Annotated in this window: 14 protein-coding genes and 6 pseudogenes; 6 read left to right on the top strand and 14 right to left on the bottom strand. The window is 62.5% G+C overall.

Features of this window, described 5'->3' with window-relative positions; genetic code table 11:
• Positions 1–23: 23 nt before the first annotated feature.
• The 7 genes and pseudogenes from IVA87_RS27790 to IVA87_RS27760 form a co-directional block, all read right to left on the bottom strand.
• Positions 24–854 (bottom strand): alpha/beta hydrolase, encoded by an 831-nt coding sequence (locus tag IVA87_RS27790; RefSeq protein ID WP_247336113.1) that lies wholly within the window; start codon positions 852–854, stop codon positions 24–26.
• 604 nt (positions 855–1,458) lie between these two features.
• Positions 1,459–2,415: an AraC family transcriptional regulator gene (locus IVA87_RS27785; RefSeq protein ID WP_247336060.1), complete on the bottom strand. Its 957-nt coding sequence runs from the start codon at positions 2,413–2,415 to the stop codon at positions 1,459–1,461.
• A gap of 49 nt (positions 2,416–2,464) precedes the next feature.
• Positions 2,465–3,415, bottom strand: coding sequence for an AraC family transcriptional regulator (locus IVA87_RS27780; protein ID WP_247336058.1), 951 nt, complete (start codon positions 3,413–3,415; stop codon positions 2,465–2,467).
• Positions 3,416–3,604: 189 nt separating this feature from the next.
• Positions 3,605–4,354, bottom strand: coding sequence for an SDR family oxidoreductase (locus IVA87_RS27775; RefSeq protein WP_247336056.1), 750 nt, complete (start codon positions 4,352–4,354; stop codon positions 3,605–3,607).
• Positions 4,355–4,634: 280 nt separating this feature from the next.
• Positions 4,635–6,206: a winged helix-turn-helix domain-containing tetratricopeptide repeat protein gene (locus IVA87_RS27770; RefSeq protein WP_247336054.1), complete on the bottom strand. Its 1,572-nt coding sequence runs from the start codon at positions 6,204–6,206 to the stop codon at positions 4,635–4,637.
• A gap of 70 nt (positions 6,207–6,276) precedes the next feature.
• Positions 6,277–6,472: pseudogene (locus IVA87_RS27765) on the bottom strand (hypothetical protein); the annotation flags it as partial.
• Positions 6,438–6,662 (bottom strand): hypothetical protein, encoded by a 225-nt coding sequence (locus IVA87_RS27760; RefSeq protein ID WP_247336052.1) that lies wholly within the window; start codon positions 6,660–6,662, stop codon positions 6,438–6,440. The pseudogene IVA87_RS27765 and the gene IVA87_RS27760, both read right to left, overlap by 35 nt.
• A gap of 276 nt (positions 6,663–6,938) precedes the next feature.
• Between IVA87_RS27760 and IVA87_RS27755 the strand changes: the two are divergent.
• Positions 6,939–7,862 (top strand): annotated as a pseudogene (locus IVA87_RS27755) (Ku protein).
• A gap of 180 nt (positions 7,863–8,042) precedes the next feature.
• On the opposite strand, the pseudogene IVA87_RS27750 reads toward IVA87_RS27755, so the two are convergent.
• Positions 8,043–8,285 (bottom strand): annotated as a pseudogene (locus IVA87_RS27750) (nuclear transport factor 2 family protein); the annotation flags it as partial.
• Between IVA87_RS27750 and IVA87_RS27745 the strand changes: the two are divergent.
• A complete protein-coding gene (locus tag IVA87_RS27745; protein WP_247336119.1) occupies positions 8,218–8,439 on the top strand; it encodes a hypothetical protein in 222 nt (73 codons plus the stop codon). The pseudogene IVA87_RS27750 and the gene IVA87_RS27745 overlap by 68 nt on opposite strands.
• Before the next feature lie 10 nt (positions 8,440–8,449).
• Here the strand turns inward: IVA87_RS27745 and IVA87_RS27740 are convergent, their stop codons facing one another.
• Entirely contained in the window at positions 8,450–8,863 is a 414-nt protein-coding gene (locus tag IVA87_RS27740) for a nuclear transport factor 2 family protein (RefSeq protein ID WP_247336050.1), read from the bottom strand.
• A gap of 531 nt (positions 8,864–9,394) precedes the next feature.
• On the opposite strand from IVA87_RS27740, the gene IVA87_RS27735 reads away from it, so the two are divergent.
• Entirely contained in the window at positions 9,395–9,592 is a 198-nt protein-coding gene (locus tag IVA87_RS27735; RefSeq protein WP_247336048.1) for a hypothetical protein, read from the top strand.
• 274 nt (positions 9,593–9,866) lie between these two features.
• Here the strand turns inward: IVA87_RS27735 and IVA87_RS27730 are convergent, their stop codons facing one another.
• Together IVA87_RS27730 and IVA87_RS27725 are read right to left on the bottom strand one after the other, a co-directional pair.
• Positions 9,867–11,036 carry a PHB depolymerase family esterase gene (locus tag IVA87_RS27730; RefSeq protein ID WP_247336046.1) on the bottom strand — a complete coding sequence of 390 codons (1,170 nt, stop codon included), beginning with the start codon at positions 11,034–11,036 and terminating at the stop codon, positions 9,867–9,869.
• A 3-nt stretch (positions 11,037–11,039) separates the two neighbouring features.
• Positions 11,040–11,479: pseudogene (locus tag IVA87_RS27725) on the bottom strand (CopG family transcriptional regulator).
• A 204-nt stretch (positions 11,480–11,683) separates the two neighbouring features.
• Between IVA87_RS27725 and IVA87_RS27720 the strand changes: the two are divergent.
• Positions 11,684–12,457, top strand: coding sequence for an SDR family NAD(P)-dependent oxidoreductase (locus IVA87_RS27720; protein WP_247336044.1), 774 nt, complete (start codon positions 11,684–11,686; stop codon positions 12,455–12,457).
• Between the two features lie 89 nt (positions 12,458–12,546).
• Positions 12,547–12,720: a hypothetical protein gene (locus IVA87_RS27715; protein ID WP_247336042.1), complete on the top strand. Its 174-nt coding sequence runs from the start codon at positions 12,547–12,549 to the stop codon at positions 12,718–12,720.
• On the opposite strand, the gene IVA87_RS27710 is transcribed toward IVA87_RS27715, so the two are convergent.
• The 3 genes and pseudogenes from IVA87_RS27710 to IVA87_RS27700 all read right to left on the bottom strand — a co-directional run bounded on the left by IVA87_RS27710 (position 12,717) and on the right by IVA87_RS27700 (position 14,461).
• Entirely contained in the window at positions 12,717–12,986 is a 270-nt protein-coding gene (locus tag IVA87_RS27710) for a hypothetical protein (RefSeq protein WP_247336040.1), read from the bottom strand. The two genes, IVA87_RS27715 and IVA87_RS27710, sit on opposite strands and share 4 nt — an antisense overlap.
• Before the next feature lie 125 nt (positions 12,987–13,111).
• A pseudogene (locus IVA87_RS27705) lies at positions 13,112–13,845 on the bottom strand (SOS response-associated peptidase family protein).
• A gap of 418 nt (positions 13,846–14,263) precedes the next feature.
• Entirely contained in the window at positions 14,264–14,461 is a 198-nt protein-coding gene (locus IVA87_RS27700; protein ID WP_247336038.1) for a hypothetical protein, read from the bottom strand.
• Positions 14,462–14,589: 128 nt separating this feature from the next.
• On the opposite strand from IVA87_RS27700, the pseudogene IVA87_RS27695 reads away from it, so the two are divergent.
• Positions 14,590–14,903 (top strand): annotated as a pseudogene (locus IVA87_RS27695) (hypothetical protein); the annotation flags it as partial.

Raw genomic sequence — 14,903 nt, 5'->3', positions numbered from 1 at the left:
TGCAAAAACGAAAAGCGAAGACGCTAGGTCGCGATGAAGGTAAGCAGTTCGACGTTGACGAGATCGGCATGAGTCGTGCACATGCCGTGCGGCAGCTTCTCGTGGATTTTGAGAGTGCTGCGCTTCAGCAGCTTCGCCGACAGGACTGCAGAGTCGGCAACGGGTACGATCTGATCGTCATCACCATGCACGATGAGCGTAGGCACGGTGATCCTCTTCAGGTCCTCGCTAAAGTCAGTCTCCGAGAACGCTTTGATGCAGTCGTAGTGCGCCTTGGCGCTGCCCATCATGCCCTGGCGCCACCAATTCCAGATGACCGCCTGCGATGCCTTGGCCCCCGGGCGGTTGTAGCCGTAGAATGGACCGCTCGCGAAATCGAGATAGAACTGTGCCCTGTTTGCGGCGAGCTGCTGGCGCAGACCATCGAACACTTCAATGGGCAAGCCATTGGGATTGGCTTCCGTCTTCAGCATCAGCGGCGGCACGGCGCCAATCAGTACCAGCTTGGCCGCTCGGTCTCTGCCATGACGCGCCACGTAGCGCGCGGCTTCGCCGCCGCCAGTGGAATGGCCGACGTGAATGGCATCGCGAAGGTCGAGATGCTCGACGACGGCCGAGACGTCGGCTGCGTAGTGGTCCATGTCGTGGCCGTCGCTCACCTGGCTCGAGCGACCGTGACCACGACGGTCATGGGCGATGACACGATAGCCCTTGCCGACGAAGAAGAGCATCTGGGTCTCCCAGTCGTCGGAGCTCAGCGGCCAGCCGTGGTGAAACACGATGGGCTGGGCGGATTCCGGTCCCCAGTCCTTGTAGAAAATCTGTACGCCGTCTTTGGTGGTGATTGAGGTCATGGGATCGATCCGTTGAACGGGGGTTGTCGAAACTTTTGCTTCTTCGCCGGTCGCCGAGGTGGAGCGAACGGTTAGCGACATCGCGTACATCAGCGTGGTCGCGAGCACCTTCCGCCGCGACATGCTCGCAAGCCGGCTAGGGGAATTGTTCCGGGTCATTATTCGCCTTCGTTCAGTTGGCGCGGGCCCTGCGATTTCGAGGGACCCATGTCTCTCGTTGCGCCAGAGCGATTGAGGGGATTGCAGAGGGATTGCTGCTATCGTGCCGTCCGGCAGCCCGAAGCCACCGGCCAGCCGAGATACGCGGGAGCGGGTCTGGAGGGCGAGGCCATGCGGATGATTTGGGCGGCGTCGTTCACGATCGCTTGTGGTGGAACTTCCGCGGTCTCACGCACGGATGATGTGAAGCGAACCGTCAATGAAAGCCCATACATCAGGGCACTTGCGACAACCCTGCGGCGTGAGGTGATGGCATGTGGGGCGACCAGGTTATTCCAGGTCATTGTTTGTCTCCTGTTGGCATTGGCACCGTGATGATCCTGATCTAGCGGACCAAACCCCCGACTGCCCCAGAGTGATTGCCGTATCTGTCGCGCGATTGCTGCTAACGCCTGCGTCGCCGCCAGTCGCTCGGGGTTTCGCCGGTCAACTTCCGGAATGCCGCGGCGAACGCGGTTTGGGAGGCGTAGCCAAGCGCCGCTGCAATCGAGACGATTGGCTCGTCGGTATCGCGCAGCATGATCATGGCCTGCTCGAGCCGGTGCTGGCGCAGCCAGGCATGTGGCGAAAGCCCTGTACTTTCCTTGAAGGCACGGCAGAAATGGAAGCGCGACAGGCCGGCGTCCGAAGCCAGTGCCGCGAGGGAGACGTCGGCATCACTGTCAGAACGCAGGCGTTCGATCGTGCGGCGCAGTACGGCCGGCGAGAGGCCACCCATGATCGGCTGGAACGTGGCTGGCGAGCCGGTGTGCGCCGCGAGGATGCGGGTGGCGAGAAGATCCGTCAGTTGCTGCCTGAACAAAGCGTCCAGTGCCGCGCTGCCTTCAATCACATCGGCCGCGCTCATGAGCAATCGGGACGTCGTGAGGTCGGGATGTCCCGTCCTTTCCAGCAGATCGCTGGGAGCTGCCATATCGGCTTCGTCGGCAATCCGTTGCAGAGTTGTGGGGGGAAGATAGAGCTGAACGACGTCGACGGGGCCGGGAATATCCCATCGGGCGCTTGAGCCGGCCGGAATGATCGTCACAACTCCGGAACGCGCGGTTCCGATCGCGACAGATCTTCCCGAGCGGCGCTCTAGCCGCTGCAAGCCGGTCGGGTAGGCCATGATGACGTGATCCGTCATGGGCGCGACGATGTCGTGCAAGGCATCATGCTTCCAATGGGCGATCGCGCCGTTGGACGGATCGGAAGCAATGCTGAGGGGAGCCGTCTTGAGTACGCGCGCCATCTCCACATCGGCAGGACGCCCATCGGCCATTGGCAAATCGCGCTGGTGCGCCTCGGAAACGTCTGGCTGATTCTCCCGTGAAAGATCGTGTATGAGTGGATTGCAGCTCATGAATTGTCCTCGCCATTGAGAGCACTTCGTTACCGACAGATCGTTGCTGTTATCGCCGACGCCCTCGCCATTCGCTGGGTGATTTGCCGGTCTGCTTGCGGAATGCGGCGGCAAACGCGGTTTGGGAGGCGTAGCCAAGTGCCGCTGCGACCGAGACAACGGATTCATCCGTGTCGCGCAGCATGTTCACGGCCTGCTCGAGCCGGTGCTGGCGCAGCCACGCATGTGGCGAAAGCCCTGTACTTTCCTTGAAGGCACGGCAGAAATGGAAGCGCGACAGCCCGGCATCGGACGCCAAGGCAGCAAGAGACACATCAGCATCGCTGTCCGAGCGCAGGCGTTCGATGGCGCGCAGCAGCACCTTCGGCGACAGCCCGCCCATGGCCGGCTGGATCGTGGCCGGCGAGCTGGTATGTGCAGCCAGCAGGCGCGTCGCCAGGAGTTCTGTCAGTTGATGCCTGAACAGCCGATCCAGGGTCTCGTTGCTCTCCAGGACATCGGTCGCGCTCAGGAGTAATCGGGATGTGAAGGGGTCGGGATGTGCCGTTCGCTCCAGTAGATCGGTCGATGTGACGGTGCTGGCTTCGCCGGCAGCGCGCTCAAGCATTGTGTGCGGAAGATAGAGCTGAACGACGTCGACAGGTTTCGGAATATCCCATCGGGAGCTTGATCCTTCCGGAATGATGATGATGACTCCTGGGCGAAACGTCCCGATCGCAACCGAGCTTCCTGTCCGCCGCTCCATGCGCTGCACCGAGCCGTTGTAGGCCATGATGACGTGGTCGGTCATCGGCTCGACGACATCGTGCAATGGTTCATGCTTCCAGTGGGCGATCGCGGCGCCGGACCCGTCCAGAGCCATGCGGACTGGTTGGGTATGAAGAACGCGTGCCATCTCCACGTCGGCAGCACGCCCATCGGCGCTCGGCACGTCGATCTGGCGCGCCTCAGGCGCAGCCGGCGGATTGTTCGAAGAGTCGCGCAAGATCGGCTTACTCATGGTTCTGTGCTCGTGTTAGGGAGGCCGGGCACGCATGACGAGCAAGCTCCCGCTAGTCGTCATGATCCGGAATGGTCTGGTTCTTTTCGTCGCTATCCACGACGAAACGGCAAGCAGACGCGCGGGCCCTGTCTTGCTCGCGATGCGCCAGCGTCGTGAGTATCGATTTGTGGGCCTTGGTCGTGGCCGTCACTGGCGGAGCCCGGCCAGCCAGTCCTCGAAACGCACGGCGCCGAGCCGGGGATTCTGGCCCGGCGTGAGAGACCGATCGTCCAGTTCTGCTCCGAAATAGCGAGCATGGATGTCGGCGACGACCTTGCGCGGGTCCTTTGTCGCGGTCAGATATTGGCGGGCGAAGTCATCGAGACTGAACGGTTCCGGTCCGGCCAGCTCAACGATGCCGTTGACCGGAACGCCGAGCGTGACGTCGGCCAGGGCGGCGGCGACGTCGTCCGAAGCCACGGGCTGAAACAGGGCAGGCGACAGCCTGACGATTTGTCCATCAGCAGAAGAATCGATGATCCCGCCGACGAACTCGAAGAACTGGGTCGCGCGCAGGATCGTGTAGGAAATCGTCGAGGCCTTGATCAGGCTTTCCTGCACCAGCTTGGCGCGGAAGTAACCGTTTTCCGAAAGGCGGTCGACCCCGACAACGGACAGCGCGACATGATGGCGTATTGAGGCGGCGGCCTCGGCGGCGAGAAGATTGCGGCCTGACGTTTCGAAGAATTTCAGAACCGCGCGGTCCTCGAAGGAGGGCGAATTTGCAACATCGACGACAATCTCGGCGCCCGAAAGCGCCGTGTCGAGACCTTCGCCGGTGATCGTGTTGACACCCGTACTGGGAGATGCCGCGATCACCTCGTGGCCTTTCTGACGGAGCTTGCTCGCGAGCTTCGTTCCGATGAGCCCGGTACCGCCAATAATGACAATTTTCATGACTTTCCCTCGACTTTCAGGCCACCAATGGCCTTGCTTGTGAAAGCGAGGGGAGATTGCGTCCAAGCTGGCCGAAAAGCCTTGCAGCGATGTTGGATTACGGTTGGATTTACCTTGGAAATTTGTCCAAGCGGCGCGCGGAAGCGCCAATTTCATTTGAAGATTATTGTCCGACGCCGGCAGGCGAGAGCTCAAAGACGATTTGGACGCATCCCGGTTGGACCGCGGCTTTCCGATCTTCTGATCTTTCGGAGGGTAGAAGCAGGAGCAAGCGGTGCTGTTACTCCGGCAGTCCCGCCCTTCGCAGGCCTTCCGCGGCTACCGCGAAATCCTTCGGTTGGACCAGCAGCCAGTCATCGAGCTTGCTAATGCGTAGGGTGGGATCGAGCCGACGCACGTGGTGCATGGCTTGTCGCGCTTCTTCCTCCCGCCCTGCCAGCGCATGGCTTGCGGCCATAAAGGCCGCTACCCGCAGCACGTTCGGTACCTCCCGCCATGCCATCTCTAAACAGGCGACAGCCGCATCAAATCGTCCGGAATACAAATGCCCCATTGCGATTCCGGTCTGCATTTGAAATGTCTCCGGATCCAGCGGACTGAGGCGCATGGCACGCGTGAAATATTCGATCGCACTATCATGTCTGCCAAGGGAAATTCGCTGGTACCCGCCGAGGTACCAGATCGTCGAGAGATTGGGATTGAGCACCATGGCCCTATCGACATAGGTGACGCAACTTTCGAGGTCACCGCCAAAATGAGGCCATGCGTGGCCGCCTCTGGTCAGAGCGACCGCGTCATTCTTTCCCAGCGTCACGGCGTGTCGGCACAATCGCGCAGCCTCGTTGCCGTCTGCCTCGCGATCGTCGAGCCAACGATTCATCTTGCGCCAGTAGTAGCACCACGCCGCCATTCCATACGCGGAGGCGAACTCCGGATCGAGCTCGATCGCCTTGTAGAATAGCGGCAATGCCTCATCGAGGCCGGCCCTGCTCGCAAGGTGAAACTTGGTCAATCCACGCAAGTAATAGTCATAGGCATGGAGGCTTTCGGTCGGCTTTCGGCTCGCACGCTCGATTTCGGCAAGCTCAAGCTGCGGCGCGATCGCACTAACGACGCCTGCGGCGACCGTGTCCTGCAGCTCAAAGATGTCGTCGAGGGTGCCTTCGAAACGCTCGGCCCAGAGATGCACGCCATTGGTCGCATCAATGAGTTGCCCGGTGATGCGCACCCTTGTCGCCACCTTGCGCACGCTGCCTTCAAGCACATATCGCACGCCCAATTCGCGCCCCACCTGTCGGACATCCACGGCTCTGCCCTTGTATGTGAAGCTCGAATTCCGAGCGATAACGAACAGCCAGCGTATCCGCGACAAGGCCAGGATGATGTCCTCAACGACACCATCGGCGAAGTACTCCTGCTCGGGATCACCGCTCAGGTTCTGAAACGGCAGGACGGCAACCGAGGGCTTGTCAGGGAGAGACGGCTCGTGGCGCTCATTCGAGTTATCCTGCTCCGCGTTTCCGATGATGGCGCTATCGAGGCTTCTTGCCTCGACCTCGGCCACGAACCGGAGGCCCTTGCGGGCGATCGTTCGGATCAGGCGCTGTTCCTGGCCGCTATCGCCGATAGCTTTGCGCACCGCGTTGATATGGCTGGTGAGCGTTGATTCAGAGACGATGCGCCCGCTCCACACGGTGGCCAGCAGTTCATCCCTGGTGACGACGCGATCGCGGGCTTGCACCAGGTAGACCAGCAGGTCGAACACCCTTGGGCCAATTGCAATTACGGCCGAGCCGCGGGTGAGCTCCCGCCGATTAAGGTCGAGTACGTAATCGGCAAACAGGAACTGCACCTAGGGGCCCTTTGGTCGCATGCACGGGTGGCACATACTGCGGCATAGCGCCAAGCTCCACCACCGGCAAGGGATCTCCGCTGCGGCCGAACGCGATGGCGCCGACGTACCCCGGCGCGAAAGCGCCTCGGCCCGCATCACGCGGCATTGGCGCTGAAGCTTTCCGTCGCCTCGCCCGGTGCGATGCCGTCGTCGGAAGGGACGACCGGCAAAGCGACATAGTAGGTCACTTCAGACGTCGGTCTCGTCCTTACGTTTGCGCGCAAGCCGGCCGCGCGCGTAGCCTGTCGACACTTTCGTCCGGAGCTCTTCGATCTCCGCCTCGAGAAAGCTGTTCGCGACGATCAGCGCTTTCACCGCCTCCCGCGCCTCGCCGCCGCAGATCTGGATGGCCTGGTCGGCGGCAAGCTCGAGGTCGCCCTCGGCGGGCACGGCAGGTTCGGGTGCGACGGGCATACCGAATGTTCTCTGTTTGTTCGTTTGGAGTCAAGGGCCGGCCGGAAGGCAAGCCCCCACGCCGTCGATCGAATTCGCTCGGCGGCGGACAGGCCGGCTGCGGCCGCTTGCGGCAAATCAAGGAAAACAAGCCTGCAGGAACGGATCGCGAATTCGCCCCCGCCCGCAGCGGCCAAGGCTCTCCCTGAAATCGTCCTTGCGAGAGGCGGTGATGTCGGAACCGGAGCCTGCCATTCGTCTTGAATCCGAGCCGCCCTCGTTCGGAGTACCGCGTACATGGCCCCGCGCGCCAACTGGAAAGGTTTCCTGCGTCTGTCCCTGGTCACCTGTCCGGTGGCGCTCTATCCCGCCACCTCCGAGTCCGAGAAGATCTCGTTCAACCAGCTCAACCGGGCGACCGGTCACCGCATCAGATACCTCAAGGTCGACGCCGACACCGGCGAAGAGGTGCCGAACGAGGACATCGTCAAGGGCTACGCCTTGGACAAGGAGACCTTCATCGAGGTCTCCAAGGAGGAGCTGGAGAACGTCGCGCTGGAATCCACGCGCACCATCGAGATCGACGAGTTCGTCGACAGGTCCGAGATCGACCCGCGCTACCTGATCCGCCCCTATTATCTCAGGCCCGACGGCAAGGTCGGGCACGACGCCTTCGCGGTGATCCGCGAGACCATCCGCGAGATGGACAAGGTTGCGATCGGTAGGGTCGTGCTGACCAACCGCGAGCACATCATCGCGCTCGAGCCGATGGACAAGGGTCTGGTCGGGACGCTGCTCCGCTATCCTTACGAAGTCCGGGATCCGCAGGAGTATTTCGACGACATTCAGGACGTCAACGAAAGACATGCTGGATCTGGCTAGGCACATCGTCGAAAAGAAATCCGGACGGTTCGAGCCGGAGAAGTTCGAGGACCAGTACGAGACCGCCCTGATCGAACTCATCAACCAGAAGCGGGCGGGCAAGCCGATCACGCCGAAGGAGCGGCCCGCCTCAACCAATGTCGTCGATCTTATGGAAGCGCTGCGGCGGAGCGTCGGCGGTGCTGGGGCCGAGGCAAAGGCCCCAAGAAGCCCGCCAAGAAGACCAAGAAGGTTTCCGCCGGCCAGAAGGAGATGCTGATGCCGATCGAAGGCAAGAAGCCGGCGAAGGAAACGGCGGCGAAAAAGCCCGCCACCAAGCCGCAGCGTAAGTCGGCCTGAGTAGGTCTGGTGTCGGGCCCCAAGGCGAGCTATCGATGGCCTACTTACCGTCGTTCCAAATATCAGTACCGAGCTTCCAGTCGTTTCCGACTTTTTCCCAGACCACCACATATTCCCCGATGCCTCTTGCGGCGTCGAGCCCTTGGTCTTCAGGCTATAGGTCCCGATCTCGCGTGCGGCGGAGGCGCCGAGCGGTTTGACCTCAACGGTCGTCAGTTTCAGATCGCCAACCTGTTCCGCCATGCCTTTCCACATTGCCTCCATGGCCGTTGCGCCACGGACCATTGCAGAACCAGGCGGCAATGCGGTCGCATCGGGGGAGTAGAGTGACGCGATTCCAGCGAAATCGCCTTTGTTGAAGAATTCGATCAATTTCGCGTTGGTCGCCTCAATTTCGGCCTTCTGCGCCGCCGCAGGGACCATGGACGCGATCGTGAATGCAATCACCAGCGCCAAACTCCGCATCATCATCATCTCCGTGACTACGTGTTTCACCGGCGTCGAAGGGGAGGAGGATCACAGCGATCCGCCTCCCGGTAGTCAGTTCAGTAGATCAACAGCTCAGTTGAAGGTCTGAAGCCTGAGCTTCAACGAGCCGTCCGCCTGTGCTCGAATACGTGCATTGCGAGACCGCTGAAGGGCGCCGGCTTGCCGTCCTTGTCCTTGCCGGTAGCGCTCCACTTGGCCGTGCCGAACACGATTTTGTCGTCTCCGCCGGCATCGATCATCTCCAGCTTGTGACCCGTCACGCCGCTCGCAAAGAGCGCGGCCCAGAACTTCTCGATTTCCGCCGGACCTGACGCGACCTGGTGGGTCGGCGGCATCAGCTTGGCGGTCGCGACATAGTTTGCTGTAACGGCCTTCGCGTCCTGCTTGTTGAATGCGGCGTCCCACGCGGCATACGCTTTCTCGACATCGCTCTTGGCGTCTGCGGCGAGCGATACGCGCGGAGCGGTGGCGAGCAGACAAATTACTAATGCTGATGCTTGAGCCAATTTCATAGGATAACTCCTCTGTTGGATCGACGTCTTTGGCTCCCTCTTCCGATCGCTAGACAATCAATGATCGCATGCAGCAGCAGGACGATAGCGTCGTCGCTCGTGCTGCACCTGGCCGTGTTCGTCCTTGATGACGCGGTAAGTTTACATGTCCCGCAGGGCGATGGCGGCTTTGGCGCGCCATTGACCTCGAGCTTCCGATTTCGCGCGCCGTGACGCCGCTAACGCAGCCGTCATACATGCGCCGAGCGCCAACCATCGTTGGTTCTGCGACGGATCATTGTGTCCCGCCACGGCCTTCGCGGTTGTGGCTCCACTCGATCCAATTGTTCGCGGAACAACAATCCCGGGAATTTCCGTCAGTGAAGTTGACGGACCGGACAATCCCCGGAACCAACGGCATCGTCGGGAGTCGACTCCCTGCCTCTGGCACCAAATCCCCCAAAGCCCAAGCCGGAGGAAAGCCTACACCTAGGTTGGCGGTCCAGATGCGCTCTATCGCGCAAGGACCGTTTGTGCCCAGAGGAGGGAGCAATGAGCAATCGCACATCGGGCCGGAGGATGCCGACCGCGGCCGAACGGGAAGCTCGCAAGGTTTTCAGAGACGCGGACGCCAAGGTAGCAGTGTCGGAGCATGAACGTGCCCAACAAGCGTTCCATGCCAATCGGGAGCGGTTAAAGGCGGAGCGGCTGGCTCGCGAGGCGGCGGCAAAACAGCAGCACAAGACCTGATCGGAGTAGACATCGTATCCGCACCGGTTAGCGTCAGCCGGGCTCGCTGATCGAGGCTCGAGACCGGATTGGGATGACTGCTGCCCACCTTTTCATTCGATGCAGACTAAGACCCCCAGCGCGTCGCCGAGTTGGCGGAGGCAGGCCGTCGCGCCGACGCCGGGAGCGTCAGCGAAGGCGCCGCCTTGCCCATGCAGAATCGAGCGGGGCGGCGTCACTCTCACCGGCATCCCGATGATGTCTGCTTCCCATCACCGGATGAAAACGCCCACCTCTAACTCCGACCCTGTGGGAGCGAATGCTCAAGGAAGAAACGCAGCATTTCCCTCGTTGCATCCGGTCCGTCCGGATCGGTGTAAGAGCCGGCGGGGCTGCCTCCCGACCATGCGTGTCCGGCTCCATGGATTTCCCAGTGCTCGAGGATTCCGCGTCCGCCGGCATCGATATGGACTGTGCGGGTGTAGGCATGCCCTCCCGGTACCCGTCCGCGATGAACCTTCACCGTCGTGCTCGTCGCGGCGATGGACTGCCGGACAATTCGACCGCCGTTTTTCGAATGCACCGTGGTGTCGCGGTCGCCGTGGAAGACGATCGTCGGAATGGACGGTCCGTCGCCCGGCATTGCCTCGGACCCGCCGCCTTGCTTCATCGCGATCAGCGCGGAGGGCAGGTCCGTGGCGGCCCCGCAGGCTAGTCCGGAGTGTATGCCGATCGCTGCGTACAGATCGCGGTACGTCGATCCCATCACGGCTGCGGCCGCGGCCCCGGCCGACAGTCCGGCGACATAGACGCGTTGCGGGTCGATCGCATGGTCGCGCATGATCTGGCGGGTGATGCCCGCGATGAGCGAGGGTTCGCCGCCGCCGCGTTGCTGGTCGGCCGGACGAAACCAATTCCAGCATTTCGCCTGGTTCGCTTCGGCCCGCTGCGCGGGATAGGCCACGAAGCAGGTGTGCTCTTCGGCGATGAAGTTCATCCGCGTGCCGGCGGCGAAGTCCTCCGGCGACTGCGTACAGCCGTGCAGCATGATCACCAGCGGAAGGGCCTGTCCATGATAGCCGCTGGGGATGAAGAGCCGGTAGGCGCGGCTTCCCGCGGCGTTACCGTAGCTGCCTTCGACGAACTTGGCGCCGTCCGGCACGATGTCTCCCAGGCACGGCGGGGCGTGCCTCAGCGATCCTCCGAGGCCGAGCCCCGGGAGGTTCTTGGTGAAATCCACCGGGGGACGAACCGTGCGACGCGGACCGCTCGTCTCCGCGGCATGTGCCTTGGCGTCGATGGTCGGCGGCTCTCTTTTTGTCGCGGTGGAGCGGTGTGGGGTGGGGGCAGTGACGTCCGGTGCGTTCTCACCCCGAAGCATGCGTTGGAGCAGCGCGGTGGCCTCGACGAGATGGCCTGAGTGCGTGAGGCGTGTGGCTTCGCGAACGATGTCCAATTTCAGCATGGCCTACCTCATTCTGTCGGCGAGAGTGGATTTGACGGCGGGACTGGCGTGCAGAGCTCCCAGTACGCAGACCGAGGCAATCGTGGCGCGAGCGAGTTCGGGGGTGACGTCTTGGGCGATGCTGGCGAGGCCCAAAACATTGATGTGCAGCATCTCGCCCGCCCGCCGCGCCGCCTCGAGATCATCGCGGCTGTAATTCCGCAAGCCGAGGTCCAGGCTCTTTCGGGCCGCGGACTGCTTGACTACGTCGGCGTGACGTTCGAGCTGGTTGCGGATTGCGGTTCGGATGAAATCGGTGCGGTTGGAGTAGAATCCTTCCTGCACCATCAAATCGACCTGACCCAAATCGACGAAACAAGGTTGATCGTGATTTTTTCGGTGTCAGATGGCTTTGGTCGTATTTCGTGGACGTGCTGGTCATGGATCTTCCATCCGATTACCATCTCTATGGATGGTATATGGATGGAAAGGCCGGCGCTTCAAGGCCTGCGTTGCGCGTCTGAGGCACCGAAGCGCAACGGGTCGGCATGGGTCTCGTGCTGGTCACCGCGTTCCGCCCAGCGTGTCCGCGAACCAGTTCCCGAGCGACCTCGGCTGGCCTATCACGCTGACCGGTTGAGTTGTGACTTAGGGTGGGAGGAGGATAAATGGCGTGTGTCTTCATCACCGGCAGCACCGACGGGCTCGGTCGCGCAGCGGCCCAGTCGCTTCTTGACGACGGTCATCAAGTGGTGCTGCACGCTCGATCGGCAGATCGCGCTGCGCCCGTCGGCGATCTCGCGTCGCGGGCCGTCGGGATCGTCATTGGCGATCTCCGCAGCGCCGCCGAGACCAGGCGCATCGCGGATCAGGTCAACGCTATCCGACGAATGGATGCGATCATCCACAACGCTGGCGTCTACACCGAGCGCAGTCGCGGCGCTACGCCCGAAAGCGATGCCTTCACGCTGGCGGTGAACACCCTGGCCCCGTACATGCTGACGGCGCTGATTCAGCGTCCCGGTCGGCTGGTCTACCTCAGCAGCGGCCTGCATCGCGGTGGACAGGGCTCGCTGGACGATCTCGACTGGACGAAGCGCACTTGGGATCCGCGAAAGGCCTATGCGGAAAGCAAGCTGCAGGTCGTCGCGTTGGCCTTCGCGCTTGCGCGACGGTGGCCTCAGGTCTTGAGCAATGTGGTCGATCCCGGTTGGGTGCGCACGAAGATGGGCGGCCCCGGCGCGCCGGTGGACCACGAGACGGGCCAACGGACCCAGAGCTGGCTGGCCGTGAGCGACGAGCCTGCCGCGAAGGTCAGCGGCCGCTACCGGCATCACCTGCGGCAGGAGCAGCCGGCCAGCGAGGCCGCCGATCCCGATTTTCAGGAGCAGCTCATCGAAAAATTGGCCGAGCTGACGGGCGTGGCGCTTCCTGAGGCTTAGGACCATGGCCCAGCGTTCTTGGCCAGCCCCGGATTCCTACGGCCGCATCGATTCGTGATGTTTACGATCTGCGATTATATTTCTGCCCCATGGACATCGAGTACGACCCTGAGCGCGAAGCGTTTGCAGCGATGAAGCTTGTCGCCGAAGCCAATGGAGCCGAACGGCAGAGATGGATCAGCGCTGCGGTGGCGTGGATCGAACTCGCTCGCCTGCGGGCGCCGATCGGTCGCGAGCGGCTGAGGAGGGAAGAGGCGGTCTAGGCGGCCTCGGAGGGGCACTCCGGGCAGGTGTCGCCGATCGAGTCCAGGACATCGCGAACCTCGGTGATGGCTTCCTCCGGCGAGGTGCCCGGCGGCGGGTCACGGCGGGCGATGTCGAACGCGCGCTCGCGGGCATGCGGGTCGGCGCGGTCCTGCATCCAGCCGTGCTCCTCGCACTCCCGTATGGCGCCGGCTTCCTGCAGCACTGAGACGGCCCAGCCGCGCAGCGTCCGGATCGCCGGTCGCCTTTCCCTCGTCATCAGCATCGAAACCGCTCCTGCCGGACGAATCCTTCCATCCCCTGTCCGTTCCGGGCGGTTAGCACAGGGCTGGGATTCGAAATCGAGGTAGCTGGCGCTTGTCCACCTGTTCCTTCGATTATGGAAAGTGCCTACGCGGCCAGCGCAGGGTCTTCCTTCTCGCCGGTGGCAACGATCTTCAGAGCGCCGTCCGGCAGGGGCCGCTGCAGCGCCTTGGCCTCATCCCACGGGGCACGCAGCCAGGTGTCGTACTCCTCCGCATCGTCAGGATCACGGGCATCGCCTTCGGATGCACGCGCCTCACCTCGGCGTTCGGCTCCGTCGTGAGGAACGCGTAGATATCGGCTGCGACCTCGCCCTCGTTGGCCTTCCTTACGGAGGTCCAATTGGTCCAGAGCCTTCCAAACGCGAGCAGCGGCCGGCCCTCATCGGGGGGAACCAGACCGGGACCTTCTTGCCGTCGATGGCGTCGTACTCGCTGAACGAGGTGAAGGGCACCAGGCAGCGGTGCTCCGGACCAAGCCAGCGCTTCCAATGCGCGCTGTTCACGTTGCGGATGTTGGTGGCGCCAGAATCCGGCTCCATCCGGAGCAGTGCCTTGAAGTCGACGGTCTAACCTTTGGCTCCGAGCTTCTGCGCGCGCTTCTTCGTCGCGTCCATCAGCGCTGCTGCGAGGACGGCATGCCCCATCGCGCCATCGCGCCATCGCGATCTCGCGTCCGTCGGCCGCGTTGCGTACGATTGGCGCGGGATAGTCCGGAAAGATGCCGGGCATCGACGGCAAGTTGCCAACGCGGCTGTTGAGGGCGCCGAACAGGCGACGGATAGCGTCGACATTTTTCATCATGGAGTACAGATTGCACATTACTTTCTCTTCGTCAGTCCTGCTCTCTCGGATCGGCCCGCCCGAGAAGGCGATCAGGGCGAGGCCTTCGTCCTCGATATCGCGGATTTTCCGCGCCGGAACGAAATCAAGCAATACCGGCCGTCGTCCCGCTGCAGCACGACGGCGTCGAGTTCTATCGGTTCGGACGCAACAACCGCCGACGCGACGTAGCTGATCGACCGAACCGCCGGATCCAGCGACGACTGGACCAGTGCGTCTCGAAGCGCCTGATGTCGCGCAGAGACGGCCGTCGTGGCCTTAGCCGAAACGAACAGGTCAGGCCCCATGGCGGCCGGATTTCTTTTAACGAGACACTCGAAACCAAAGGCAGGGCAGGGCGGCACGTCGCATCGATGTGATTCGAGTGGTCGTGGGCATAGGTCATGGCTGCCCTCCCTCAGATTTCGATGACGTAGTGCGGATCGAACCGCGGATTGTCCCAGGTGGCCTGCCAGTGATTCGGGCCGTAGCCCTTTGCATTGCTGACCACCCGCGTGTCGCCGATCAGACCGTCAAAAGACTCGTGCGTGTGGCCGTAGACCCAGAGGTCTGCGGGCCGCAGCGGGCCGTGGCCTTCGTCGGGGGCGGGGACCATGAGATGCGTGAGGTCGCTGCGGTAGGCCGCATCCAGGAGGTCCGGCGGGGGTGTCGCGCGTCATGGAAAACTGCCCCCTCAGCGTCACGAGGAATTGCCCCCTCCTCGGATAGCTGGGGAGAGAGTGAATGAAGCAGGAACGAATCACTGAAGGCTCGTCGTGGATTGATCCACGGGGGCAGGTGATGAAGACGCCGGATGACGTGGCGGAGATGTCGCGCCTGAGGGCGTGCGGGTGGGGTCTGAAGCGGATTGCGCGACAGCTGGGCTGCAGCCATCACACGGTGAAGGGCTACGTGGTGGCGGGCGGGGTGAAGGCGTTCAAGTCGCCTGAGCGGCCGAAGCGTCTCGACGGCCTTGAGGGTTGGCTGCGCGAGAGGCTCATTCGGCATCGCGGCAATGCCGACGTGGTGCGCCAGGACCTGTTGGCCGAGAAAGGCGT

The sequence above is a fragment of the Bradyrhizobium sp. 147 genome, from assembly GCF_023073935.1.
GTDB lineage: Bacteria > Pseudomonadota > Alphaproteobacteria > Rhizobiales > Xanthobacteraceae > Bradyrhizobium.
The sequence above is the reverse complement of the archived record's forward strand: the minus strand, read 5'-3'. Positions and strand labels throughout refer to the sequence as shown.